26 protein-coding genes are annotated in these 24,982 nt (G+C 48.0%); 16 read left to right on the top strand and 10 right to left on the bottom strand.

Features of this window, described 5'->3' with window-relative positions; all coding sequences use genetic code 11:
* Positions 1-154: 154 nt before the first annotated feature.
* From ACN5NT_RS16045 to ACN5NT_RS16020, 6 genes are all read right to left on the bottom strand, one after another.
* On the bottom strand, positions 155-703 hold the full coding sequence (locus ACN5NT_RS16045; RefSeq protein WP_136796913.1) for a hypothetical protein: 549 nt from the start codon (positions 701-703) through the stop codon (positions 155-157).
* A gap of 103 nt (positions 704-806) precedes the next feature.
* Complete coding sequence (gene cmoB, locus ACN5NT_RS16040; RefSeq protein WP_419176099.1) at positions 807-1,781, bottom strand: tRNA 5-methoxyuridine(34)/uridine 5-oxyacetic acid(34) synthase CmoB; 975 nt, start codon at positions 1,779-1,781, stop codon at positions 807-809.
* Positions 1,782-1,805: 24 nt separating this feature from the next.
* Complete coding sequence (gene cmoA / locus ACN5NT_RS16035) at positions 1,806-2,543, bottom strand: carboxy-S-adenosyl-L-methionine synthase CmoA (RefSeq protein ID WP_136796799.1); 738 nt, start codon at positions 2,541-2,543, stop codon at positions 1,806-1,808.
* Positions 2,544-2,613: 70 nt separating this feature from the next.
* Positions 2,614-2,985 (bottom strand): YdbL family protein, encoded by a 372-nt coding sequence (locus tag ACN5NT_RS16030; protein WP_136796798.1) that lies wholly within the window; start codon positions 2,983-2,985, stop codon positions 2,614-2,616.
* A 36-nt stretch (positions 2,986-3,021) separates the two neighbouring features.
* A complete protein-coding gene (locus ACN5NT_RS16025; RefSeq protein WP_419176098.1) occupies positions 3,022-3,219 on the bottom strand; it encodes a hypothetical protein in 198 nt (65 codons plus the stop codon).
* Positions 3,219-5,678 carry an intermembrane phospholipid transport protein YdbH family protein gene (locus ACN5NT_RS16020; protein WP_419176097.1) on the bottom strand — a complete coding sequence of 820 codons (2,460 nt, stop codon included), beginning with the start codon at positions 5,676-5,678 and terminating at the stop codon, positions 3,219-3,221. The genes ACN5NT_RS16025 and ACN5NT_RS16020 overlap by 1 nt, the downstream gene beginning before the upstream one ends.
* A gap of 996 nt (positions 5,679-6,674) precedes the next feature.
* On the opposite strand from ACN5NT_RS16020, the gene ACN5NT_RS16015 reads away from it, so the two are divergent.
* Entirely contained in the window at positions 6,675-7,328 is a 654-nt protein-coding gene (locus ACN5NT_RS16015; protein WP_136796794.1) for a hypothetical protein, read from the top strand.
* A 285-nt stretch (positions 7,329-7,613) separates the two neighbouring features.
* Positions 7,614-8,534 carry a biotin--[acetyl-CoA-carboxylase] ligase gene (locus tag ACN5NT_RS16010; RefSeq protein ID WP_419176096.1) on the top strand — a complete coding sequence of 307 codons (921 nt, stop codon included), beginning with the start codon at positions 7,614-7,616 and terminating at the stop codon, positions 8,532-8,534.
* Positions 8,535-8,634: 100 nt separating this feature from the next.
* On the opposite strand, the gene recO is transcribed toward ACN5NT_RS16010, so the two are convergent.
* From recO to ACN5NT_RS15995, 3 genes are read right to left on the bottom strand one after another with little or no spacing between them, the layout of a single operon-like run.
* The gene (recO, locus tag ACN5NT_RS16005; RefSeq protein ID WP_419176095.1) at positions 8,635-9,435 is read right to left on the bottom strand and encodes a DNA repair protein RecO; all 801 of its coding nucleotides are present in this window, start codon (positions 9,433-9,435) and stop codon (positions 8,635-8,637) included.
* 27 nt (positions 9,436-9,462) lie between these two features.
* Positions 9,463-10,092 carry a helix-turn-helix domain-containing protein gene (locus ACN5NT_RS16000; RefSeq protein ID WP_136796791.1) on the bottom strand — a complete coding sequence of 210 codons (630 nt, stop codon included), beginning with the start codon at positions 10,090-10,092 and terminating at the stop codon, positions 9,463-9,465.
* Between the two features lie 41 nt (positions 10,093-10,133).
* Positions 10,134-11,165 carry a peptidylprolyl isomerase gene (locus ACN5NT_RS15995; protein ID WP_419176094.1) on the bottom strand — a complete coding sequence of 344 codons (1,032 nt, stop codon included), beginning with the start codon at positions 11,163-11,165 and terminating at the stop codon, positions 10,134-10,136.
* A 346-nt stretch (positions 11,166-11,511) separates the two neighbouring features.
* On the opposite strand from ACN5NT_RS15995, the gene ACN5NT_RS15990 reads away from it, so the two are divergent.
* The 8 genes from ACN5NT_RS15990 (at position 11,512) to ACN5NT_RS15955 (ending at position 17,603) form a co-directional block, all read left to right on the top strand.
* Positions 11,512-12,015, top strand: coding sequence for a TlpA disulfide reductase family protein (locus ACN5NT_RS15990; RefSeq protein WP_136796789.1), 504 nt, complete (start codon positions 11,512-11,514; stop codon positions 12,013-12,015).
* Between the two features lie 156 nt (positions 12,016-12,171).
* Positions 12,172-12,378, top strand: coding sequence for a selenite/tellurite reduction operon protein ExtJ (gene extJ / locus ACN5NT_RS15985; protein WP_419176093.1), 207 nt, complete (start codon positions 12,172-12,174; stop codon positions 12,376-12,378).
* A 126-nt stretch (positions 12,379-12,504) separates the two neighbouring features.
* Positions 12,505-13,311 carry an undecaprenyl-diphosphate phosphatase gene (locus ACN5NT_RS15980; protein WP_167495729.1) on the top strand — a complete coding sequence of 269 codons (807 nt, stop codon included), beginning with the start codon at positions 12,505-12,507 and terminating at the stop codon, positions 13,309-13,311.
* 42 nt (positions 13,312-13,353) lie between these two features.
* Positions 13,354-14,046, top strand: coding sequence for a class I SAM-dependent methyltransferase (locus ACN5NT_RS15975; RefSeq protein WP_136796786.1), 693 nt, complete (start codon positions 13,354-13,356; stop codon positions 14,044-14,046).
* A gap of 191 nt (positions 14,047-14,237) precedes the next feature.
* Entirely contained in the window at positions 14,238-14,939 is a 702-nt protein-coding gene (locus ACN5NT_RS15970; RefSeq protein ID WP_136796785.1) for a precorrin-2 dehydrogenase/sirohydrochlorin ferrochelatase family protein, read from the top strand.
* A 63-nt stretch (positions 14,940-15,002) separates the two neighbouring features.
* Positions 15,003-15,815, top strand: a complete 813-nt coding sequence (gene ccsA, locus ACN5NT_RS15965) for a cytochrome c biogenesis protein CcsA (RefSeq protein WP_136796784.1) — start codon at positions 15,003-15,005, stop codon at positions 15,813-15,815.
* 4 nt (positions 15,816-15,819) lie between these two features.
* Complete coding sequence (gene hemA / locus ACN5NT_RS15960; RefSeq protein WP_136796783.1) at positions 15,820-17,106, top strand: glutamyl-tRNA reductase; 1,287 nt, start codon at positions 15,820-15,822, stop codon at positions 17,104-17,106.
* Positions 17,103-17,603: a hypothetical protein gene (locus ACN5NT_RS15955; RefSeq protein ID WP_136796782.1), complete on the top strand. Its 501-nt coding sequence runs from the start codon at positions 17,103-17,105 to the stop codon at positions 17,601-17,603. The genes hemA and ACN5NT_RS15955 overlap by 4 nt, the downstream gene beginning before the upstream one ends.
* A 60-nt stretch (positions 17,604-17,663) precedes the next feature.
* Here ACN5NT_RS15955 and ACN5NT_RS15950 read toward each other — a convergent pair whose 3' ends face one another.
* Positions 17,664-17,966 carry a nucleotide pyrophosphohydrolase gene (locus tag ACN5NT_RS15950; RefSeq protein WP_419176092.1) on the bottom strand — a complete coding sequence of 101 codons (303 nt, stop codon included), beginning with the start codon at positions 17,964-17,966 and terminating at the stop codon, positions 17,664-17,666.
* Between the two features lie 125 nt (positions 17,967-18,091).
* Between ACN5NT_RS15950 and ACN5NT_RS15945 the strand changes: the two genes are divergently transcribed.
* The 6 genes from ACN5NT_RS15945 to dsrO all read left to right on the top strand — a co-directional run bounded on the left by ACN5NT_RS15945 (position 18,092) and on the right by dsrO (position 24,977).
* Positions 18,092-20,194: a carboxy terminal-processing peptidase gene (locus ACN5NT_RS15945; protein ID WP_136796911.1), complete on the top strand. Its 2,103-nt coding sequence runs from the start codon at positions 18,092-18,094 to the stop codon at positions 20,192-20,194.
* A gap of 224 nt (positions 20,195-20,418) precedes the next feature.
* Entirely contained in the window at positions 20,419-20,952 is a 534-nt protein-coding gene (locus ACN5NT_RS15940; RefSeq protein ID WP_419176091.1) for an RsbRD N-terminal domain-containing protein, read from the top strand.
* Between the two features lie 85 nt (positions 20,953-21,037).
* Positions 21,038-22,060, top strand: coding sequence for a sulfate reduction electron transfer complex DsrMKJOP subunit DsrM (dsrM, locus tag ACN5NT_RS15935; protein WP_136796779.1), 1,023 nt, complete (start codon positions 21,038-21,040; stop codon positions 22,058-22,060).
* 37 nt (positions 22,061-22,097) lie between these two features.
* Positions 22,098-23,732: a sulfate reduction electron transfer complex DsrMKJOP subunit DsrK gene (dsrK, locus tag ACN5NT_RS15930; RefSeq protein WP_136796778.1), complete on the top strand. Its 1,635-nt coding sequence runs from the start codon at positions 22,098-22,100 to the stop codon at positions 23,730-23,732.
* Positions 23,733-23,763: 31 nt separating this feature from the next.
* Positions 23,764-24,165, top strand: coding sequence for a sulfate reduction electron transfer complex DsrMKJOP subunit DsrJ (gene dsrJ, locus ACN5NT_RS15925; RefSeq protein WP_136796777.1), 402 nt, complete (start codon positions 23,764-23,766; stop codon positions 24,163-24,165).
* On the top strand, positions 24,165-24,977 hold the full coding sequence (gene dsrO / locus ACN5NT_RS15920; RefSeq protein WP_419176090.1) for a sulfate reduction electron transfer complex DsrMKJOP subunit DsrO: 813 nt from the start codon (positions 24,165-24,167) through the stop codon (positions 24,975-24,977). The genes dsrJ and dsrO overlap by 1 nt, the downstream gene beginning before the upstream one ends.
* Positions 24,978-24,982 lie beyond the last annotated feature (5 nt).

Raw genomic sequence — 24,982 nt, 5'->3', positions numbered from 1 at the left:
ACGTCCCACGTCCCACGTCCCACGTCCCACGTCCCACGTCCCACGTCCCACGTCCCACGTCCCACGTCCCACGTCCCTGCAATAAGAACAAAAAAAGCCGCAATCGAAAAATTCCGATTGCGGCTGAACAGACTATCTAGCTTTTTTTTAAAAACTATTCGCCAAACGAATCGGTGAAGAGTTTTTGAATTGCATCGCGTCCTGCATCGTTGAGGTAACGGGTACCTGAACCGACAAAGGTATCATATTCGATCTTCGGGGTATCTTCTGCCCAGCCGTTGTCTTTCCAGCTGAACCACTGTTTCTTGGGTTGATCAAATACATGGAGCGGACGGTTGAACATCTTGGCAAGCTCAACAGCCCAGCCGGTACCGCCTTTAACTGAGCCATCGTCTTGAATTGATCCGATTACGAATACCTGATGACCGCTGTTGACCATATGGAATATGGTTTGCAGAACTTTGCGGATTTTTTCAGTTTCGTAGTAGGTGCGATTCAGCATTCTGGAGGCGAGTTCCATGCTGATATCGCCGCGCTCAAGTTCTTCCTGGCTGAGAATGGTAACGTTTCTGTCGCGGGCAAGTTTATGTCCTTCAAACGAGTAAATGACCTCGTTGACGCCATACTGCTCTGCTGTTTCACCAAAGGTCTCCTCAGCACCTTTCAGCCCACTGCTGTACAGTGTGCACTTGTCTTTAATCATCATAAGACTCCTTGTGTGACTCTGGGTTAATTATTGACGAGTGGGTCAATTTAAATACATGCTACCGGACAAAGGCAATATCGACGATAGTTTTCTTACTAAATTATACTTTTTTCATACCCTTGAGGAACACTCGCCAGGGGGCGGGATAGCCCTCGATCGTCAGATTCCGGTTAGCCGGATCAATGAAATCGGAGTAGGATTCGAATTCCATCCAATCGGTTTGCCGTTGTTCTTCACTGCTCATAGGGTGCGAGCACAATAGCTCAATGTCGACAAAACCGGCCTTTTGCATCCAGTTATAGATGCAACTACCGGTGGGGACAAAATACGTACCTGGGACCTTGGCGTAGGTCTTTTCTGGGAAAAGAGCGTAGGGTTCATCCCCGGGTATGGCCTGGGACTCGAGAAGCAGGCTGCCACCGGGCTTGAGCGAGGTGAGGATGTCGCGCAGGGTATCGATGGGGGATGGCCTGTGGTAGATAATTCCCATCAGGAATACCGCATCAAAACTGCCAGGGAATAAGTTCAGGTGCTCGACTCCCAGCAGGTCAATTGCCAGGTTGTCGGTCCCGGCCATGTTTTTCAGGGAATTAAAACAGTAGTAGTGTTGTACGGATGGTTCAAGACCGAGCACAAAGGCGGGTTGCAAATGGGCCATACGGAACATGTAATAGCCGTTATTGCAGCCTATATCCGCGATGACCTTGCCTTTCAGATCCGGCAATTTTTCTTCCAGCCTTTGCCACTTGCGTTCACTGCGCCACTCCGCATCCACGTCTATGCCAAAGATGGAAAAGGGGCCTTTGCGCCAGGGCATGAATTGCTTGAGCTGGTCCCGGATATGCTGCTGCTCCTCACCGGAGATTTCGTCGGCGGTGCCTATGGTGACGGTTCCCGAGCCAAAATCCGTGTGGGAGGCACTGTATTCGGAAAGGGCAAGATAAGGATTTCTGTACCTCAAAAAGCCTTTCTTCTGCTGATTGACCCAGCTTTGCCGCTCATTGTGGCAGGCAAGTATTTCCTTGTGCCGTACATCAGCCGGCAGCATTTCAAGAAGTTGTTCTATGTTCAGCATGAAATTCTATACGTTTGAGGCAGATCAGGAGGGCTTGACAGCTACAAAGGAGGCAAAATTGAACCACTGGAAATAGGTCTCCACCGTACTGAAACCCACGTGCTTCAGCATGTCTTTATTCTCTTCAGGAGAGAAGGGGATCAGTACATTTTCCAGGGCTTCCCGCTTCCTTGATATCTCTAACTCCGAGTACCCTTTTGATTTTTTGTAATTATGGTAAATATCGATGTATTCGCGATTCAACCTTCTGTCATGGGAGATGATCTTTTCACTCAGTAAAAGTACTCCACCGGGGCGTAGCGACTCAAAAAGGGTACGCAGGAAGGCTTCCCGTTTCAAGGGGCGAATAAATTGCAACGTGTAGTTCAGTATAAATGCCCCGGCATCCTGATGCTGCATTTTGGTAATGTCTTCCTTGAAAAAGCTGAGCTGGTCTTGCTTGGAGTACAGCTCAGCTTTGAGTCGTGCTTTTTCAAGCATGGCTTCGGAGCTGTCAATGCCGACGAAATTCAATCCCTTTTCTTCAAGCTGGCGGCTGAATTCCAGCAAGGTGGTGCCGGTGGAGCAACCAAGGTCGTAGACCGTATCGCCGCTGTGCAAAAAGACATCGAGTAAGCGGGCTGATGAGTGTATCACCTCCTGGTAGAACGGTATTGAACGATCGAGCATATCGTCAAAGACTTCGACGACCCTTTCATTAAAAACAAAATCTTCCTGAACGGTATCGACCTTAAATAACTTGTCGCGGGATGGTTTACTCATTGTCTGCCAACCTGTGCTGCCTGTAACAATATATTGAAATACAAATCAATTCGTTCGTATCTTTCGACTGCTATTTTTTATACCACTTACCGCTGCCATCCTGGAACCAGTGACCGGCCTGGCCGATTTCAGCGATACGTTTTGCCCGGCGTTCGCCAACAAGTGTGGCGGATACGCCTTCTTTTTTGGATATTGCCGCGTAAACTTTGCTGCGATCCTGATTTTCAGCGTTGACGGTGGCCTGCTCTGGCTTGTTACCGCTACGATACTCAAGCAGTCCCTTATTATTTTCGCCTATGGTGCCCTGATCTTTCAAGGCGGTTATAGTCGGAAGGCGGGAGGCCATTCGATCTTTGATCGAAGCTGCAAGCACAGTAGTACTGCCGATAGCGAGAGCGAAAAGTATAAGCAGAATAGGGAGAAATGTGAATTTTTTGCGCATGATAATCCTCAACGTGTGTCTGATTGCTGTTATCTGTTACTCCGCCTGCAAGTCGTCGAGATCGGAGAAGAAGTCATCCAGTGCCCGGTCAACTTTGACGTTGACATCAATGGTGATATGAATGGGTTTAATTTCTACGGGTTTCACTTCCACTTCATGCCTGGTGCAGGATACTGCTAAAAGCAGTGTTGCCGCCAGGCAACCTCTGAGGAGAGTGGTAGAGATGCTGTTCATTACATGTTCTCCATGATTTTTTGAAGATTCTGGCCGTACTTGAGCATCTGGGCAAAAGGCAGATGAAAATTTACGTCCAGCCGTATTGGATGCTGTATCCCGGCCCCTTCCATTTTCACCAGTTGCCCTTTTTTATACCCGTATGGGAGAGGATTGGCAGGCTTGCCGTCGATTTGCATGGCTATCAGCAGGTCTTCGCCTTTGGTGTTAAAAGTTAGCTTGGTCCAGTTGTAGGAAAAATTTTCCATGGACTGGAGAGAATAATCAAGATAGGCGGATTGCCCCATGTCTCCCATTCCCTGACGCAGCATTGACGTGTTGCTGAGCCTCACTATACCACTATCGCCTGGCGTGGAAAACAGAAAACCATCGTCGAAAATAATCTCTTTTTCTGAGTAATATATGGGGAGTCGGCCGTTGAGGGAACCATTGCCGCCGGCCTCGGATATACCCAGTTGCCCGAGCAGTTCCGAGAATTGCAGTCGGTCGCAGTAGAGTACCGTCGAAATTTCAGGATCGTTGATGGAAAAACGGAGGCTGCCGCTTTCCACCTTGCCGCTGCACCAGGTAAAGCGGCTCTTCTCGATAAAGATGGTCTGGGAATCCTCGAGATGAAAGGTTATCAGGCCATTGGTGAGTTTGATATTGCCGGCCTCCAGGTTACTTATGCGGAGCTGCTGGCTGGGGCTGCTGGCGAAATTGGCAAAGCCCGGAAAGGTCAGTTCACTGTTTATGCCGCTGAGTTTGAGTTTGTCGTCCCCCGTGGTGACTTCGCCATCTTTGATCTGTAGCTGCAGATTCCAATTTGTTTTTCTCGGCAAAACTTCAATCTCGGCCTGTGCAGCAAGTTTACCTTCAAATTCGAGTTCTTCAGGGAGAGGGATAAAAGAGGGGAGGCTGTCGATGTTGACTGATTGTTCCTCGAGCTTGAGACTGGCCTGAATGTCAAAGGTCGGAGAGACGGTTGCCTCAAAATTGAGATTGAGAGGGTTGGCTAAAAGGGATGTTACAGAGCCACTGAGGCGAATGGATTGCCCTCTCTGTGCCACCTTGGCATGAAGCCTGGCCATGCGCTCATCTCTGTACAACAGGGAACCGATACTGATAGTACCGGGCGTCAGTGCCCTCTCGGCAATGCCATTTACCCCGGTGAGCGAATACGATATCGCTGCCTGGGCGTCGCTGCCTTTTAGCTCCAGTTCCGGGATCTTGAAAGAACTGAGTTTAAAACTGTTTTCCAGATGAATTTTTCCCCTATCAAGAACTATCTCGGAAATGAGTCGGTACTTGCCCAGTTCGAGGTGCTTTTTCGCCTGTTGTCCAGCAAGAGCAATTCGCTGATAATCTCCGGATAAGGTTATGCCACCAGAATAATTTTTGCCGTTTGGGCCGAGTGTCATGCTGAGTGAGATCGGCTGCTCAAACATGTCTGAAGTGATCTCGCCCTGGCCTGTGAGTTGAACTTCGGCCGGAACCATTATCCCCGAGAGTGCAAGATTGGCCGGCAGGGGTGAGAGTGCCGAAAGGTTGGTAATTGTGTAGTGCAGCTGTTCGGAGTTACCGGCAAGATCAAACTGGAGGGGCTTTGCATCAGAGAGGAGGGTGAGATCGCCATCTTCCAGTAAAAAATCTGAAACCTGCAGCTGTGCTTCTATATTTTCCAGGGAGCCTGAACTGGTGTGAAATTCTGCAGAACCATCCAGATAGCCGGATCCGCGCAACCTTAAGCTCTCTGCCCCGGCCCCAAAATCAGCCGCCATGGAAGCGAGCTGCCCAAGGTCCTTCAGCTCAATGGAAAAGTCCAGGGAATGGATATCCTGATTGATATCTATCGAGGCAGATGCCGAACCGGTCACGTTGCCTCGTGATTGCAAACTGATAGTGATCTTGTCGAGAACAGTTTTCTGTTCCGTCGCAATAAAAGATGGTTTGATGTGACCATCAATAACCACAAGCTGTCCGGGGCGGTCCTGATGGTCAACGAATATCTGGCAATTACGAACGTCAATTGTGGAGATGGTGAATGGCAAAATGGTTGATAAATCAAAGGCAGCATTTTCAGCCGGAACCTTGTCGTGAGCGGTATCGATCGAAAAACCTTGTAAGCTGAGTTTACCATTCTCGGTACCCAGGTGGAGCAGGGCGCCATCGATGAGGATGGAGTCGATCGTACCCTTAACAGCCTCAAGAGGATTGAACGTAATTTCGAAGCGCGATACCGAAAGGGATTGCCTGCTCTTATCGCCTAAAGCGAGGGTGCCGGTAAGCGATGTGGGGGATAACGATTGGATATGAACGCTGAGCTGGTTAAAACCATGTTTTTGGAGTACTGACGGAATAATATAGGTGTTCAGCAAGAAAGGCAGCGAGCAAAAGAGCAACCAACCGATAAGCAGTAGCCCAATCGGCACGGTTGCTAAGGCTTTATAAAACTTCCGGGAAGAATAGAATCGGCTCATGGCGATTGTAAGTGAGTAAAGAGTAAATTATACGGGATAAAAGAAGATGCTCCGAAACGTCATCGCTCTATCATGTTCGGCGGTGAGAACGAGGTTCAGTCCGCAATCAGCATCATGGTACTTAAAGAAACTGAAAACACAAGCACGGTCTTACCACATGCTTTCTGAATTATGAAAAAATGGAGCGATGGTTCGAGCAGGCGGGCAGCACTCTTTCAGCTAAACCACGGAAAAAAGCTGGAAACCTGAAAGGGTAATTTAAAATATGATATCAATTATTAAGTCTATAACAGAGTGCAACGTACCCAGGCCAAAGTTGTCCGGTAAACCGAGGTCGTGTATTGTGAAATCGAAAGTTTCATTTGCAGGCAGTTGCAGAGCTTCGTTTAAATGAGATGCATTGATGATGCTAAAGTGTGGAATTTTCTTGCTCTCGAAGGTAAATCGCAATAATTCTGCATCACATGAAGAATTCCAGTTAACGTGCAGCTGCCCGCCCCTTTTTTCAAGTTCAGCCAATATATGATCAAAATATCATTTTTTTCCTCTGTTGAGAGGTTGGGCTGAATCCGGTGCAATAAATTTTCAAGACCATGGCAAATCCTTTTTTCCTGACCGGCAATACGCTGATTTCTTAATGTATTTGCAGTTATTTGACCCCCTGTGGCACACTTGGCTTGTGCATGGAAAAGAGTGCAGTTTCGGGATGAAAGAGGAGTTTTTTATTCTTGCCATGGTGGCATGAACTCTGTATAAACTCTATGCTTTATACGTGTTAATAAAAATCCGGTTCGGAAAGTAATCCCCTATATCACCAGTGTTATCTTTATATTGGGTGCCTGTAAGGGGGGGAGCCAAATGGAGCATTGAAATACCGGCAGTGTAGGGCTGCTTAGGGCTAAGGATTGTCTGCAGACGTTGCCAATCAGGCGACAGTGTGTATATTCCTTCAAACATTCATTGTTCTACAAACGAGAGAGAAAACAGGTTGTTACTATGTCAAACGAAATAGATTTTGACCATATTATAGGTAAATACAAGTCAGATCCATATGATTACGTCGACGTGCATGCCGTTCATACCGGACGAGTGCAGTTCAAGGTGGTTGAAGAGGATGAGGTGAATGCCGCAACAGGCGAGTGGCAGCAGATTCCCGGTTCTTCACTTTATGAGATTAACCGCGAGCGTAACCCTAAAATCGTCACTGCCCAGACCAATGGTACCGTGATGAATATCCGCACAGAGCTGGATGGTCAGTTTGTTGAAGCAGGTGAGAAGTTGATGACTATCAGGCACCCGCTCAAGAAAAAAGAGATCATTGAGTCAATCTTGAAAGATGTTCTCTACCTCTTCCCGGCTCCTGAGACTGCCAAGTATTTCTTTGCTATGGATATTCAATCGCGCATTGAGAAGAAGGGTGCGAGATCAGTCACCATTGAAAATGGCGACGAGATTATTACCATGTCTCTTATGAAGCGTGACACACCGGTTTATTATAAAGGAGAGCGGGGAGTTATCCATTCTGTATATTTTAAGCAAGGTGTCTCTGTTCCCCAGGGTGAGCCGTTGATTGGTGTTTGTGCTCCTGATAAGTTACCGCTCATCCAGAAGATCATCACCAGGGTCAAAGCTGACTGGGATTCTGAATAAACACTCCTGCGCGGGAGTGTTTTCCCGTGCGTTCTGTTACCTCCAACTCCCATTATTTTGGGGTGAGGTGCTGTTGTTTAATGTTTCATCAGCGGATTGCTTGTCATCCAACACAGAGTTAAACATTTCGTATCTGACTCTGTGTTGGCTGGACCTTATATGAACATTGCAGAACTTTGCCTGTCCCATGCAATAGCCTGAAAAGGCACTATCCCCAACACAATTGCTAAAACGACCTGGAATCCATGAAAAATCGGATTCGTCGATTTTGGCGAGACATTCATCATGGCCCATAACCAACCCACCCCAGAACTGCTTGCCGAAGCTTTTGCGAAAGAACTTTCCTTAAGGGAAAAACGCTGTCCAGACCTCGATTCTGCTGCAGTGTTGCGCTATGGACAATTTGTCGGCTCCACCATTGATTGCCATGAGAGATTGCCCCGGGCCATGGACCATGCCCGTGCCCACGTACATGAGGTAGAATCTCAGGGCGGTTCAGTCGCCAACGGCAGAGTGATTCTTGCGGATACTATGAGCCGGTCGAAGGGGAGATTTACCCGAGCCTGGCATGCCCCGGCAGGAGGAGTTTGGGGTTGCATGCTCCATGCGAGCACTCTGCTGGATAGTTCAAAACGCTTTGTGCCGCTTGCCGTGGGAGTCGCCTGCTGTGAGGCAATTCGTGAATTTGGCGGTGGCGGGGCAAATCTTCGCTGGGTCAACGATGTGTTGTTCGGCCAAAGAAAAGTAGCTGGGTTTCTGGTTGAAGGGCATACAGGCGCCTGCTATGGCGAAGAGTATCACCTGGTAGGTTTTGGGATAAACATCAATAACAATTCGTTCCCGGAAGAGCTTTCCCCCATTGCAACCAGTCTGGCAAAAGAGCTTGGGCGAGAGTTTGATCTAACCGATTTTACTACTACCTTTCTTGCTAAGCTGGCCTGGAATTTCGGTCTTATCTATTACGAAGAGGCGCAGGAGATGGCCGGCGAGACATACTCAGGCGTTGAAGGTACTCATCGTTTGCTGGAGAGCTGGCTGTCGCTTTCAAGCACAATCGGTAAGCGGGTTGTGTTTGGTTTTGATGTAATGACCAGCCCGCAGTATGAGGCGACCGTCATTGGTGTTGACGACGGTGGTGGTCTGCAGTTGCAGTTTGATGATGGGGCCATGAAGACCGAATATAGCGGCGAGATTCGTTACATCTGACCACCAGGGTTTACAGGGTATAGCCCTTACCTGAATGACTCATCTGCCATGCCGGGCCCCCGGCACATTTGCGCAACCTAATGCTTTTTAAAAATTTGGCCTAAGTCCAGTTCGGGCGTTGAGGCTTGATAGTCTGGCGCAGCATCTTCCATGAGATTATATCCCGTTGCAGGATGTGTTTCCCGAAACGGTGCAGGACGTTGAGGGCCTCGTAAAGGCTTTTGTCCTGTACTTTTAAACGGTGCAGTTTGTCCAGGGGGGTATCCTGGCAGAGTTGCAGTGTTTTTATGGTGCCGGTGGACAGGGGAATGGCGGAGCTGAAACCACTGCCCTTACAGGATGTGCATATCAGGCCGCCATGGGCGGTGTTGAAACCAAATGAGGATGAGCTGTCTGCCTGTCCATCGTTTCCACAATGAAAACATAGGGAAAAATCTGGTCTGTAACCGATGTAATCATAAAATCTCAAGAGAAAGAGCATCACGATTTGCAGGTGTGAAAGCCTGGGCTGGGGAAGGCTCAAGTGGTGCAGTGACCAGACGAGCAGTGTGAAGATTCGTTCATCTTCTTCACCTTCCCTGGTGGCGAGGAGGCAAAACTCACGAAGCACCGAAGCTGCAGTATAAGGAATGATATGAGATCGGAGCGGCAGGAAGGCGGAATGAAGTTCGGCCTCTTCCAGAATGGCAAGCGAACGCGTGTTACGCTGTTTCAGTCGCACATGAATAAATGTGAACAGCTCGAGCTTGTTGACGAATCTGCGCTTACTTTTTTTTGCACCTTTGGCGATTGCGGAACTTCTTCCCCCATGTCGGCAGTAGAGGGTGACAATCAAGTCAGACTCTCCATGATCAAGGGTATCAAGTATGATGCCTTCAGATTCCCGATTGATGGGGGACATTGATCAGAAGAGTCGTTTCAGGAGTTATTAACAAAGGCGGGAGTTGCTGTTGATAGAGAAATATTCTCCTCCCACCTGAAAATAGCCGGTCGAGTTGTCGTTTTTCTGCTGAGTGACATCGTTATTCCGGTCACCGTCGTTATTACCCTCTTCAGACTCGGGAAAAGCTTCTGTTGTTTCGGTGGACTGCATGCCACGAAGTTTTTCGCTGATAAAAGTAGCCGGATTTATATTGAAATGCCAACATATGCCTGCACCGATCACGATCAGCAAGAGCAGGGCAAGCCCGATGGTTGAAAGCGGCGAAACCCCTGAAGGTTCAGCCATATTACCAAGCTGTTTCTGGGCTTTCCTGGCCGGAGGGTTGTGGATATCCTGATTTTTGCCAGGTGAGGCGGAGCCTCGTTCGGCAATGAACCTGGCGATAGTTTCATTCGGGTCCAGCCCCAGTACTTTCGCATAAATATTGTAAAAACCTTTCGCGAAAGCATCGGCCGGCAGAGCTGCATAATCGTCTGACTCCATTGCTCTAAGGTTTGAACGCGAGATTTTGGTTTCAGTACAGATCCTGTCAAAATCATACCCTTGATTTTTGCGGGTATTGCGGAGAAACTGGCCTAAAGATTCGTCTACAGTATTAAGTGATTCGTTGGTCATTTAAGCTATTCCTGTTGTACTTTCGAATAGAGCTGACACTATTACAGCTTTTGGATGTATGCCTTGTCCTTGAGCTCTTTAACCCACTTTTCGTAAGTTCTTTCTGCCTCAACCTCAAAGAGAGCGCTTCTGATTTCTTCCCGGACAGACTCGTAAGATGCTTTTTCGACCAATGCGTCTTCTCCGGCCGATAATACTTTGAAGAATTGATAGCCGGAATGTGTCTCGATTATTTCACTCACTTCACCATTATTGAGTTCAGCAACCGCACTTCTCATGTCTGATGCCATGTCATCAAGCAGGAAGGTACCAAGATCGCCGCCATCTTCGGCTGATGGCAGATCAGAGTATTTTTGCGCAAGCGCGCCAAAATCCTGACCTGCGACAACAAGTTTATGGATTCGTTCGGCACGTTTCAGGGCATCTGCCTTGTTGGCGTAGAGCGTGGCACTGCTTTGGTCGCCTCCATCAGGTGTTTCCCAGCTGAAACCCATTTGTAGAAGATAATATGCACCATTGGCGATTTTGGAGGTGTATTGCTCACGGTAGTGCTCTTGAATCATGTCTTCGGTGATGACGATTTTTGAGTGAACCTCTGCGCCAACCAGTTTGGACTGTAAAATCTGGCTTCTGAGTGTGGAACGATATGTGGCCTCGTCGAGGCCGGCTTCTGCAAGTTTTACCAGCAGCATCTCTTTGGTAATTCCGTTACGTCTGATGGTGGAGTCGAGAGCTGCATCCACCTCACTGTCAGCGACGCGGATATGGTTTTCTGCGGCTTTCTGGGCGATGAGGCGTTTATCAATCAGGCTGTCCAGGATATCCTCCCGCGCATGCATGAGGGTGTCTTCCAGTTGATTGGCAGGTGTTGTGGCGGCAATACGTTTGAAAACTGTTTTACCTTCCTCATTGAGTTCCGAGAGGGTGATGATTTCGTTATTGACAACTGCAACAACCTTATCAACAAGTTGCGCTGCCTGGAGCGGTAGCGGAGTCGTAAATAGTGTAACGAAAGTAAAACATATCAAAGCGGCAACACCACGTGCTGCAGAAAATACGGAAATTCTTCTCATAACAGTTTCCTATTGCATGGGGGAGATCACTGGACGGATGTGTCTCTGTCGGGATGGAGCCGTCCGGTATAATGGCTGCTTGCACTGAACAGTCATTGGACAGCGGTCCGGGGTTGAGATGTTGCTCGAAGGGACCGCTTTATCACCCATTTTAAAAAAAAAGACATAATAATTTGTATTGCAGTGAATAGAAATTAATCGTTTAATAAAATAGATGCAGCCATATCGAGCGCGTTATGGCTGATGTGGCTGACCGTTACGGTTGACATTCCATCTCAATCGAATAATCTGACGGCAGAGTATAGCACATGCGATTTGAATTTGAAATCTTCGTGGGAGAGCATTTATGAAAAAAATTTCCAGGTCTATTCTTGTTGGGGCCATCACCATGATGATGACATTGGGTATGGCTGTACACAGCAATGCCGGTTCATCAGCTCAAATGCCTCAGTTCACGCTGAAACGAGCGGTTGATGGTATTGAGGTAGACAGCAAGAAGTATGAAGGCAAGGTGTTGCTGATTTCCTTTTTCGCAACCTGGTGCCCTCCATGTATCGAAGAAATTCCGACTTTTATGGATCTGCAGAAGACCTATGGGGAGGATAAGTTCTCGATCATTGCCCTCTCTGTAGATCAGGGGGGTCCAGCAACCGTGGCAAAGCTGGTGAAAAAGAAGAAGATTAACTATCCGGTACTGATGGCAGACAACGAGACCATGCAAAACTTCGGTGGCGTCTATGGAGTACCAGTCTCATTTCTAGTTAATGCGAAGGGGAACGTCGTAAAAAAATATCCTGGCTATGTTCCAAAATCGACACTGACCAAGGATATAAAGAGTATAATGGACTGATACCCTATCGATTTAGCTACGAGAAGAGCGATTGACAACTTTCAGGTAAAATAGTATCTTAGAGGTTAACTAAATAGTATACTACGCTGTGGTTATACTTAGTTTTCAAACCGGATGGGTGTCCGGCAATTACATGAGACCTCAAGGAGATTTGTCATGAAAAAAACTATCGTATTGGCGATGGCTATGATGTTCGCACTGAGTACCGCTGGTTCTGTTTTTGCAGCTAAACTGAAGTGCACCGTTGATGCAGTTGATGGCGACAAGGTAACAATGACCTGTGAGAAGGCAGATAAATTGGCACCTGGCGACAAAGTCAAAATAACCCCTCCTAAGAAGGGAGCTGCTATCGAGGGTTGCTAATTGACATAGTCCTTCGTTTTCGTTATTCTGTCGGGTCGGTTGATAGCTTTATCAACCGACCTTTTTTTTTGTTGTCTCCTGACAAATATCAGGTAACAAAAACAATTTACCCTTCAGGACTATATTGTGGAACTTTTTAAAGCCATAACTTTGGGAATTATTCAAGGGTTGACCGAATTTCTTCCAATCTCAAGCTCTGGCCATCTGGTGATTTTTTCTGAATTGCTGGATTTTGAGCACCAGGGGGTAGTCTTTGACGTTTTTCTTCATCTGGGGACGTTGTTTTCAGTGGTTGTGGTCTTTCGTAAAGATATCTGGGCGATGATTGTGGCTCCATTCAAGGTTTGGAGCGGTAACGGTGATGAAGAGAGTCGCATGTATCTGAAGTGGGATTTCTATGTGATCCTCGCCACTTTGCCGGCGGTATTCGTAGGCCTGTTTCTGAAGGGAAGTGTCGAAAGTTTATTTCGTAACCTGAATATTGTCTATTCAATGTTGCTGATTACAGGAACAATCATGTTGCTGTCAAAATATGTTCAGGATCGTGGTAAAGAGCTTAATCTTCCACGGAGCATTCTCATAGGTTGTGCCCAGGCGTGTGCTATAATGCCGGGTTTGTCGCGTTCCGGCTCGACTATCTTTGTTGGCATGTTGCTTGGAATAAACCGTGAGGTTGTTGCTAAGTTCAGCTTTATCATGTCTATCCCTGCTATTGTCGGGGCTAGCGTATTGCAGTCCCGTGAACTGTTTGCAGAGCCTCCACCCAGGGAAATGCTTTTCAGTCTCGGTATTGGTACAGTGGTTTCTGCAGCAGCCGGATATTTTGCTATCGTTTTGCTGCTTGATCTGGTACGTCGAAACCGTCTGCAATATTTTGGCTACTATTGTCTGGCCGTCGCTGTGCTGGGTTTTGCTCATCAGCTGTTTGGGTAAAACCAGCGAATTTTTTTAATCGTTGCTGAATACAAGGTAATTATGGATATTCGAACTCTTCCCGAACTAGAACGGGACATTTACAATAGACTGCGCAAGAAATACTCACTCACTTTCGACCGTTTGAAATTCGGTGAAGATGCTGTCCGCCTCTTAACCGTTGCCGATCTCGAAGAAGTTCTTGATGGCAAAGACCCCTTTGCGAACGTTTCTGAATTCCCATTCTGGGTAAAGTTGTGGGAGTCTGCAATAATCCTTGCCTATACCCTGCACGGATTACCGAACAGTGGCGGAAAGCGTCTGCTCGAAGTGGGGGCGGGGTTGGGTGCTCCCGGCCTGGCTGCGGCAGTGAACGGATTTGACGTCACCATCACAGACTATGAAGATGTTATTCTCGATTTTCAGCGTGTCAGTGCCGCCGCGTCAGGCCTGGACAATGTCAAATGTTCCATGCTTGACTGGTTGGATCCGCCGGAGATGGAGCCGTTTGACGTGCTTGCCGGAGCAGAAGTTCTCTTCAGGGAAGAGTTTTTTCAGCCATTACTTGATGTCTTTAATACGTACCTCAAAAAAGACGGTCTGATTTTCCTGGCGCACGATGCCAGGAGGCAGAGCCTGCCGAAGTTTCTTGAACTTGCCGGCAAGGATTACGAGATTGCGGGTAAGGCACAGCAGTTTAGAAAAGATGGCAAGGATGTCACAATAATTGTCAATCGTCTCAGAAAAAAGGCATAATAATTTCCAGTTAATGCATCTGATTTATCGATAAACCTGCAGCGAGCTGGGTTGCTTTTGGTAGCGTTTAACCCAACTCAAGCAGAGTTTGATGGATGGTTTCCGATTTTATTGTTGTATATTTGCGGATAATCAGAGCGTTTTTTTTTTGTATCTACATTGTAGCCTGTAGCAGTCCCCAAGGAGATACTATGCAGTTTTTTCCTATAAATCTTGATATAACAGGACGACTCTGCGTGGTCATCGGGGGCGGGCAGGTTGCACTCCGTAAGGTGAAGGCGTTGGTGGGTTGTAATGCAAAAGTGAAAGTTATCAGCCCTGTGGTGCTTGAAGCATTTACACCACTGGAGGCTGGCGGGGCGATAACTGTAGATCGACGGGGGTATGAGCCCGGTGATTTGCAGGATGCCTTTCTGGTTTTTGCGGCTACTGATAGCGGGCAGGTGCAGGAGGATGTAGCAAAAGAGGCTTACGAGCGAAAAATACTGTTTAACAGTGCTGATGACCCTGCACGTTGTGATTTTCAGATCCCGGCGAAGGTACGTCACGGTGATCTGTTGCTGACAATATCCACAGGGGGCGCCAGCCCGGCTTTGTCAAAATGTATTCGTGAACAGCTTGAACAACAGTTTGGGCCCGAGTATGGTGGAATCGTCGAGTTGTTTGCGAGGGTTCGGGCAATTGTGGTGACTGACGCCAACAATTCAGAGGAAAACAGGAAGATTTTTCACCTAATGCTGAGAGCAGGTATTGTGCAATACGCCGAGGCAGGTGAATGGCAAAAGGTTCGGACTATTCTGCAGGAATCGCTTCCGGCCCAAGCTGATATAGATTCGATAATGGAAGGAATTTCCAATCTGAATGATGGCCTCTTCTGGCCGCACGGAAGGTAGGGGAGAGTTGTAATGAAGTGGGGTAGCTGTTCGGAATGTTCCGCATGAGAATCCAGGTGTGAAATGAAAGAATTGAGCTTTGTATTTTTTCAGGCAGTACTGGGGACAACATTTCTGGCCTGTGTATTATACCTGGTCTTTTTTGTAAGCCAGAATGGCAAGGTGCGTAAAGTCGCCAGGATGATTCTTATCCTGTCGGGAGTGTTACAGACTCTATATATCGGCTCGAGGCTTTTACTCGCCGGTTACACACCCATAACCAGTGCCCATGAAGCGGTGATGTTTTTTGCCTGGGCGACCACTCTGGCGTATCTATCCTTTCGTTGGCGATACACAGTCAAAAATTTTGGGACCTTCGTTTCCTGGCTGATCATGTTCCTGCTGATTGCGGCAGCGATGGCATCCCGTGAAATCCTGCCCTTAAAACCGGTATTGCAGAGCTGGTATTTGCCGATTCATGCGAGTTTATCCCTCTTTGCCTATGCCTTCTTCTCGCTCGCTTTTTGCGGTGCGCTCATGTACCTGCTGCAGGAAAGGGAACTCAAGAGAAAAACCTTTGGTTATTTCTTTGCAAGGTTACCGTCGCTCGACGCACTTGATCAGTTGAACAGCCATTGTGTTGCCGCGGGTTTCGTCTTTATGACGCTGGGAATCGTAACGGGTTCGCTCTGGACGAAACAGGCCTCGGGCACATATTGGCAGTGGCACCCCAAAGAGATCTGGTCCATGGTGACCTGGATTTTATATCTGGTAATGATTCACCAGCGTTTTACCGCAGGATGGCGTGGCAAGAGAACCGCGATTATGGCAGTAGCTGGTTTTGCGACATTGTTGTTCACCCTCCTGGGTGTAATGTATCCGCTTGGAGGCGCGTAGACGGATGCCGAAAGAAAGTTTTATCCTTGTTGGTGTGAATCACAAAAACACACCGGTGGAAATTCGCGAGAAAATTGCTCTTTCCAGTGGCTATGAGGAACCGCTCAGACAACTGGTGCAGATACCAGGCTGTAAAGAGTGTTATCTGCTCTCTACCTGCAACAGGGTTGAAGTTCTGGTGGTGGGTATTGCCGGTGAAGAGCTGGAAGAGCAGCTCATTACGTTCCTGTTTGGCAACGAATCGCCCGCCAGTGCCTGGAGAGACTACGTTTATGTGTACAACGGCAATGAGGCGGTGAAGCACCTATTTACGGTTGCGGCCAGTCTTGACTCATTGGTTGTCGGCGAGGCGCAGATTCTCGGTCAGCTGAAGGAAGCCTATCGATACGCGACAGAGCTAGGCACAGCCGGCCCTCTTTTGAACAGGCTGTTGCATAAGTCTTTTTCTGTCGCCAAGCGTATCAGGACAGAAACAGGGATAGGCTCTTCGGCTGTTTCAATAAGCTCTGCCGCGGTTGAACTTGCCAGAAAAATATTTGGTGACCTTCAGGACAAGCATGTCATGCTTGTTGGTGCGGGGGAGATGGCTGAACTGGCAGCTCAACACCTGGTTGGCCAGGGTGTTGTCTCTGTTACCGTGGTCAACCGGACTTTTTCCAGGGCGGTGGATCTTGCTCAGCGTTTCAACGGTCATGCCGTATCTTTTGACGAACTGCTCACCCAGCTTGAAAAGGTCGATATCATAATCAGCTCTACCGGTGCGCCGAATATGATACTGCATAAGGAGCAGCTGAAGCCTGTGATGCGTTCCAGGCGTAATAAACCACTGTTTTTTATTGATATCGCAGTTCCCCGAGATCTTGATCCCAACTTGAATGACCTGGAGAATCTTTATCTGTATGATATTGACGATTTGAGCCAGGTCGTTGAGATGAATCGTTCAGAGCGTGATCGGGAAGCGTTGAAGGCGGGTCGCATTGTTGAAGAAGAGACGATGAAGTTTGGTCGCTGGCTTGATGGTATGGAGCTCACCCCGACTATTCAGGATCTGCGTAGAAAAGCTGATGATATTTGTAGTATTGAGCTTGAAAAGACACTTTCAAAAATCTCTTCACTCAGTGCGAAAGAACGCAAATCAGTCGAAAAGATGGCTGCAGCGATCTCCTCGAGAATACTCTATGACCCTCTTCAATACCTGAAATCAGGAAGTTGCGGAGAGCATGATAAGACACAGGTGAAAATCGAGACCCTTCGAAATGTTTTCGGGCTCGGTCGTAATGGTTCGGAATGAAAGAAGTAAACGATTTTCTGGAAGATGAGTGGTTTGTGGTGCGTCACTCCGGTGAAATGCCGGAAGTGGCATATCATTCAGCAATTTTTTTTCTCACCAGAGATGAAGAAGGTCCAAGGCTTGCCCTACAGGAAAATGAGCATATGTTTCTTAAAGAGGCAGCAGCCGAAAGGTACAGGGAAATAGTACTGAGAGACCTTCAGGCAGAAAACAGGGGAACCCCGGCATATCGTGGAATACAACGTTCAATCCACAATTATAGAAGATTCAAACAATTTTGTGCACGTGAAGAATTTGACATGGGGCGGTTTGCGGAGAAAGTTTCCTTGTCTTTGCAGTCGATTTTAAAGGTTGAGGCCCAGGAGAGGGCAGAAGGGCTGCAATCATCTGCGCTGAACTGTACCTTCGATGAATTAAGTGGGTTTGCCGACGAGCTGGGCCTCGATCAGGGGATACTTTCTGAGGAGTTAGCGAATCTATGCAGCGAAAGTAGCTGACCTTCTTGCTTCCCCCCTGATTGGTGGTATGCTGTAAGGCAAGTGATTGAGTCAAACCTGTTACTCAGCCGGGTATTTGAGAGCATTCTTTTTCAGTTTTTTACGGGCCGCGCTGATCGGATCAAGGCCATGAGCCGAGGCGAGAGTAGTGAGGTAGATCATTACATCTCCTATCTCTTCTTCAATATGGCGAAGGGTTTCACCGGAAACCTTTTCACTTTCTGACTGACTGGACCACTGGTATATTTCCAGCAGTTCGGCTGTTTCAACGCTCAATGCCATGGCCAGATTTTTTGGAGAATGGTATTTCTGCCAGTCCCGCTGCTGAATAAACTCCTTGATTTCGGTCTGTAATTGTTTCATGTATAGTGACTGTAGCCGTTAAATTGTGGAAATAACTTTATCTAAGAATCTAAGCGCTTACGGATTGTAGTCCGAATCGTAAGTACCTACCACGACACTCATAGCCTGATTACACTCAAATGAAAATGTTTTTTCGAAGTGCGCTTATTACGATAACATTCCTGCTGTTCCTGCAACCAGGGTTGCATTCTATCCATGCTGGGGAAAATGGTCAGTCAGAGCCAGACCCAAAGCGGAATAAACTGATCGGCTATATGATCAGCAGGCAGTTACCGGTAATGCATTTCAGTGACAAACAGATGGATGACCAGTTGTCTGAAGCCGCTTTCACACTATATATCAAACAATTGGACTACCAGAAGCGGTTTCTGCTGCAAAAGGATATCGATCAGTTAACCGCTTTTTCCACCTATATCGACGATAATCTCAAGCGCGGAACTATTTCTCTGCCCGATGCGGGGTATGCAATTCTAAACGAGCGGATCGGCCAGGTTGAAAAGATGGTCGAGGAGATTATCGCAGCAAAAGTTGATCCCCATGCCAAAGGGACCATTGAAAGTGATCCGGAAAAGATTGGTTACGCAACAAATATGGATGAGTTGCGGGCGAGATGGCATAAAATCGTTCAGGTACAGTTGAATAATCGTTATCTGGATCTGGAAGAAGATAACAAGAAGGCCAAGTCTCCTAAAACTGAGAAGGAACTTTGGGATGACACCTATGAGCGCGTAGCAAAGCGAAACCAGAATTTCTTCCACCGCCTGCATCAGGAAACACTTCAGGATCATTACGACAGATATTTCAATGCGGTGACCCGGGCATTTGATCCGCACACTAACTATATTCCTCCGGCAGGCAAGGAGCAGTTTGATATCAATATGCGTGGCTCCCTTGAGGGGATCGGCGCACTGCTGCGTGAGGACGATGGTCTTATCAAGGTGGTTCGCATTATTCCAGGTAGTGCTTCGGCCCGCCAGGGGCAGCTTGAGGTTGAGGATATCATCCTGCAGGTAGCGGAAGGTGCAGATGAACCGGTGGATGTAACGGATATGCGCTTGCGCGATGCAGTACGCCTCATCAGGGGGCCGAAAGGCACCGAGGTACGCCTTACTGTCCGCAAGCCCGATGGAGTAAAGGATATTGTCCCGATTACCAGGGATGTTGTGCAGATTGAAGAAACCTTTGTCAAAAGTGCCGTGATCGACGGATTAGATGACGACAAGATCGGCTATCTGCATATTCCAAGCTTCTATCGTGATTTCGAAAAGAATGGCAGCCAGGGAGGACGTAACTCCAGCGATGATACCCGCAGGGCGCTGGCTGAGCTGGTTGAACAGAACGTTGACGGTGTAATATTGGATCTGCGCAACAATGGCGGCGGCGCTTTAGTTGATGCTGTAGAGATAGCAGGGTTTTTCGTTGACCACGGGCCAATGGTCATGGTGAAGAACTCCAACGGTGCCCAGAGGATTCTGGAAGATACCAGCTATGGAGTGGAATACGAAGGGCCACTGGTTGTTCTGGTCAATAAATTCTCCGCCTCAGCATCTGAGATTGTGGCAGCAGCACTGCAGGATTACGGCCGGGCCATAATCATGGGTGATCCCTACACCCACGGCAAGGGTACCGTTCAGACAATCATTGATCTCAACGACAATATCCCGCTTCTGCACCTGCGAAAGTATGATGATCTCGGTGCGTTGAAAGTGATGATACAAAAATTTTACAGGGTGAATGGTGGTTCGACCCAATGGAAGGGAGTTGAGCCTGATATCGTTCTACCCAGTTTGCTCAAACATATTGAGTCGGGGGAACGCTACCTCGAGTATGCACTGCCCTGGGATTCAATCGATCCGGTTGAGTATAAACCTGTAAGCGCTAAGCTCGACATTGATGAGCTGAGGGAGCGGAGTATGGCGCGCGTTGCTGCTGATAAGGGGTTTCAGACCATTCGGGAGGAAGCCAGAAATGCAGAAGAGCGGGCCGAAGACACGCTGGTTTCAACCGATCTCGATGATATTCGCGCCAAACTTGCTGAGGCAAAACAGGCCAGGGATAAAATAGGCAAGTATTACAAGAAGTTTAGTGAGGATGAGGATGTCGACGACGATTTCACCGCCGATAACTCCACCGAAGCAGAGAGAGAGAAGGAGTGGTTAGAAGAAGTGATGCAAGATCCCTACATCATGGAAGGAGCCAATGTGATCTCTGATATTAGAGGTCTCTAACAATCTCTTCCAACCTATCAATAGAATCGTTTTAATCCTTAAGTTTAATTAATTCATTAAATAACATGCAGTTTTTCCACTCTTTTTCAATACCAATTTAATCTTGAAAAAGAGTGGGAAAAGTGATAATAGTGGGCTTTTGTGAATGGTCATTCAGTTGGATAATTGCGTCCGCTCAAGGGTGGCCGTCCGCTAGAGCGTAAATTACCAGAGGTACTGAGTGAATGGATCTCGCAGAAGTAATCCGGAAAAACCGGGACAAAATTGTAGCCCAGTGGGTTGACTACACCCTCTCCACATACCCTTCTTCAGATTTTTTCAAAAAGGAGAAGGATAAGTTTTCTAACCCCACCGGTGTATCTATTCGGGACGGACTTGAACAGTTGTTTGATATGTTGGCAGCTGGGAACGACCCTGAAGACTTCAGGGGGCCTGTTGAGCAAATCGTCAGGATCAGGGCGGTTCAGAATTTCTCCCCAGCGGAGGCAGTTGCTCCTCTAAATGCTGTGAAACATATCACCAGAAACATGCTTGAAAGAGAAAAGGAGTGCTCCTCTCTCTTTAAAGATCTTTATGATTTTGAGTTTGCGGTAGATTTGGCTGTGTTGGCTGCATTCGACATTTATATGGAATACCGGGAAAAGCTCTACTCCATCAGGGTGCGAGAGATTAAGTCCGGCTCCAGTATACTGACTGACAGCAAATGCCCCTCCAAATTGTCGCTTGAAAATACACAGGATTTTATAAAGAAGGTATAAAGCTAATCAACTGGTCTCTGTGCTGAAGGTGTGTCGGTCTTCACTGCGGTTTCCAAAAACAAGTTCTATTGAAGCGAGGTAAGAAATGAAGTACGCCTTATCATTTCTGGCAGTCGTTGTTTTAGCAGCGGTTGCCTGGCTAGGGTCGCAGGTACCTGGAATGTCGTACATCTTTGGTGTCGCCTTCCCGTATCTGGCCATTTTGGTCTTCCTTGGCGGGTTTGTCTATCGGATCGTGCAGTGGGCCAAGACCCCTGTGCCATTTTCGATTCAGACCACCTGCGGACAGGGAAAATCGCTTGATTTTATCAAGCACAACAAGCTTGAGGCTCCGCATACCAACGCCCAGGTTATTGCCCGGATGGCACTGGAGATTTTCACATTCAGGTCACTCTTCAGAAATACCCATGCGCAGGTGCATGATGGACCGAAAATCACCTATGAGTCTTCGAAATGGCTTTGGCTGTTCGCCCTGATTTTCCATTACTCTTTCCTGCTGATCATAATCAGGCACATGAGGTTTTTCCTCGACCCTTTCCCTGGCCTGCTTGCTCTGATTGAGGCGCTTGATGGATTCTTCTCTATCGGCAACCCGACCTGGTACCTTACCAGTGCTGGTATCGTTGTCGGTGTACTCTTCCTTTTTGCGAGAAGAATTGCCAGTACCAAGGTTCGTTACATTTCGCTGATCAACGATTATTTTCCGCTGTTCCTTATTCTCGGTATTGCTACCACCGGTATTCTGATGCGTCACTTTTTGCGTACCGATGTTGATATTACCGCGATCAAGACACTTGGTGTAGGTCTGGTAACTCTTCAGCCTACCATTCAGGTTAGCCTGAGCCCGCTCTTTTATACTCACCTGTTCCTTGTGTGTGTTCTGCTGGCTTACTTTCCGTTCAGCAAGCTGATGCACATGGGTGGTGTTTTCATGAGCCCGACCAGGAACATGAAGAATGACACCCGTGAGAATCGCCACGTCAACCCATGGAACCCACGTATCCTTCCGCATTCTTATGCAGGGTATGAGGACGAGTTCCGTGAGTACATGGTTGAAGCCGGTCTTCCTGTTGAGAAAGAGTTGCCTCCTCAGAAGGATGAGGAATAACAGATCTCCCAAACTTGCTTATAAGGAATAAATAGCGATGTCAGTTCCAAAATTAGAACAATTATCAAAAAGCGTGGTGAAGGGGCCATCCTTGGCAACTGGAGCGGTGCCGACCAAGGACTGGATGGAAATCCCGGTCGAGTTTAAGCCTGGAAATTACGCCTACCCCGCCAAAAAGGAAAAAGTTGAGTACCTCAACAGCCAGAAAGGTCTCCATTTCCCGAATGCCCGTGAGTGGTCTCCTGAGGATGACGACTGGAAGCTGCCGGAAGACTGGAAGGATATTATCCTCCAGGGCCTGAAAGAGCGTCTGGACAAGTTCCGTTCCCTGAAGATCTTCATGGATTGTTGTGTACGTTGTGGTGCATGTGCCGACAAATGTCACTTCTTCCTCGGAACCGGTGACCCGAAAAACATGCCGGTACTTCGTGCAGAGCTGCTCCGCTCCGTCTACCGTAACGACTTCACCCTCGGTGGTAAGATCCTCGGTAAGATGGTTGGTGGTCGTGAGATGACCGTAGGCGTCCTGAAAGAGTGGTTCATGTACTCGTATCAGTGTACTGAGTGTCGTCGCTGTTCCGTATTCTGCCCGTACGGCATTGATACCGCAGAGATCACCATGATGCTCCGCGAGCTTCTGCACCTGGTAGGTGTCGGTATCAACTGGATTCTGGAGCCAGCCTCCAACTCCAACCGTACCGGTAACCATATGGGTCTGCAGCCGCATACCTTCAAGGACAACGTTGACTTCCTCGTAGATGACGTTGAGAATCTGACCGGCGTACGTCCGAACGTTACCTTCAACCGTAAAGGTGCAGAGGTTCTGTTCATTACTCCTTCCGCCGACGTATTTGCCGAGCCTGGTCTCTATACCGCCATGGGTTACATGATCCTCTTTGAAGCGATTGGCCTGGATTACACCTGGTCAACCTACGCTTCCGAGGGTGGTAACTTTGGTCTCTTTACCAATAACGAGACCATGAAGAAGCTCAACGCCAAGATGTATGCAGAGGCAGAGCGCCTCGGCGTCAAGTACATTATCGGTGGTGAGTGTGGTCATATGTGGCGTGTACTCCATCAGTATATGGACACCATGAACGGTCCGGCCGACTTCCTGGAAACCCCTGTATCTGCTATTACAGGTACCAAATTCCAGAACGCAGCCTCAACCAAGATGGTACATATCACTGAGTTTACCGCCGACCTTATCAAGCATGGTAAGCTGAAGTTCGATAAGAGCCGCAACAGCCATGTCAAGGCGACTTTCCATGACTCCTGTAACACTTCTCGTGCAATGGGTCTTTTGGATGAGCCTCGCTACGTTCTTGATCATGTTGTCGACTGGGTAGAAATGCCGGAAGGAACCATTCGCGAGCAGACTTTCTGCTGTGGCTCCGGTACAGGTTTGAACACCGACGAGATCATGGAACTGAGGATGCGCTCAGGTTTTCCACGTGCTAACGCGGTTCAGTATGTACGCGACAAGTTCGACGTCAACATGCTCTCCTGTGTATGCGCAATCGACCGTGCAACCCTGACTTCCCTGAATAACTACTGGACCCCTGAAGTAGGTGTCTGTGGTGTTTCCGAGCTTGTCGGTAACGCGATTGTTCAGGAGAACGAAGGCGAGAACCGCGCTAACCTCGATGAAGGTCTTCGCACGCTTGTGTGATAAATCCTGACCAGAACATAGGAGTATGACCATGTTTAACAAACGTATAGTAATACCAGGACTGCTGATTTTCGTCCTTTTTGTCACGTTTCCCTTCTGGTACAACGGATTGTCCGCAGGTCCGATGCCAAAGCCTGAATTACCACCAGGAGGTGAAAAAGAGTGTGTTGCCCCAGCCAGTGAGATGCGTGCCAAGCATATGAAACTTCTCAATGAATGGCGCGATGCTGCGCTTCGCGAAGGCAAGCGTGATATGATCAACGTCAACGGCGTTGACTACCGTAGAAGCCTGCAGTTGGCATGTATGGAGTGTCATTCCAACAAAGAAAAATTTTGTGATGAATGCCACGTGTATGTTGACGTAACTCCAAAATGCTGGAACTGCCATATTACGCCCGCTGATATAGAAGCGAAGAATAAGGAGACGCACTGATGGATAATAACAGAAGAAAATTTCTGAAAATGGCTGGTGCAACTGCACTTGCTGGCATTGGCGCCCCGGCGGTCGTTAAGTTGACCTCGACCTCTGCGCATGCTTCTTCAGCAGCGCATGGAGCACCAGCAGTGGCAGCACATGCAGAAGGTGGAAGCGATGGTATCCGACTTGGCCTTCTCATCGATATGCGTAAACTCTACGGCAAGCCGGAGTTGATCGAAAAAGCCGTTAATGCATGTAACTCGCATCATAATATTCCAAAGATTGAGAGCAAAAAAAGCGAAATCAAATGGATCTGGCCTATGCCTTTTCCAAATGCTTTCCCTGAGCACTCGCACTATCACTACCCAAAGCAGGCCCAGGATAATAAATTTCCTGTGCTCTGTAACCACTGTGATAATCCACCATGTGTCCGTGTTTGCCCGACCCAGGCTACTTTTGTAGAGAAGGAAACCGGCATTGTAGCTATGGATTATCATCGTTGTATCGGCTGTCGTTTTTGTATGGTCGGTTGTCCATACGGTGCACGTAGCTTTAACTGGTTTGACCCGCGTGAACACATTGAGAAGTACAATCCAGAATTCCCAACCCGTATGCGCGGTGTTGTAGAGAAATGTACTTTCTGTGATGAGCGTCTTGCACGTGGTCTTGAGCCTGCGTGTGTTGAAGCTGTCAAGGAAAGCGGCGCTTTTGTATTCGGTGACTTGAATGACCCGAATTCAGAGATCCGCCAGATCCTAGACAAGGAGCCTACGATCCAGAGAAAGCCTGCTCTGGGAACCAAACCGTCAGTCTTTTACATAGTGTGAGGTCG

The sequence above is a fragment of the Desulfosediminicola sp. genome (assembly GCF_048381775.1).
GTDB classification, from domain to species: domain Bacteria; phylum Desulfobacterota; class Desulfobulbia; order Desulfobulbales; family Desulfocapsaceae; genus Desulfopila; species Desulfopila ganghwensis.
Note: the sequence above shows the minus strand (reverse complement) of the source record. Positions and strands in the feature narration are given on the sequence as shown.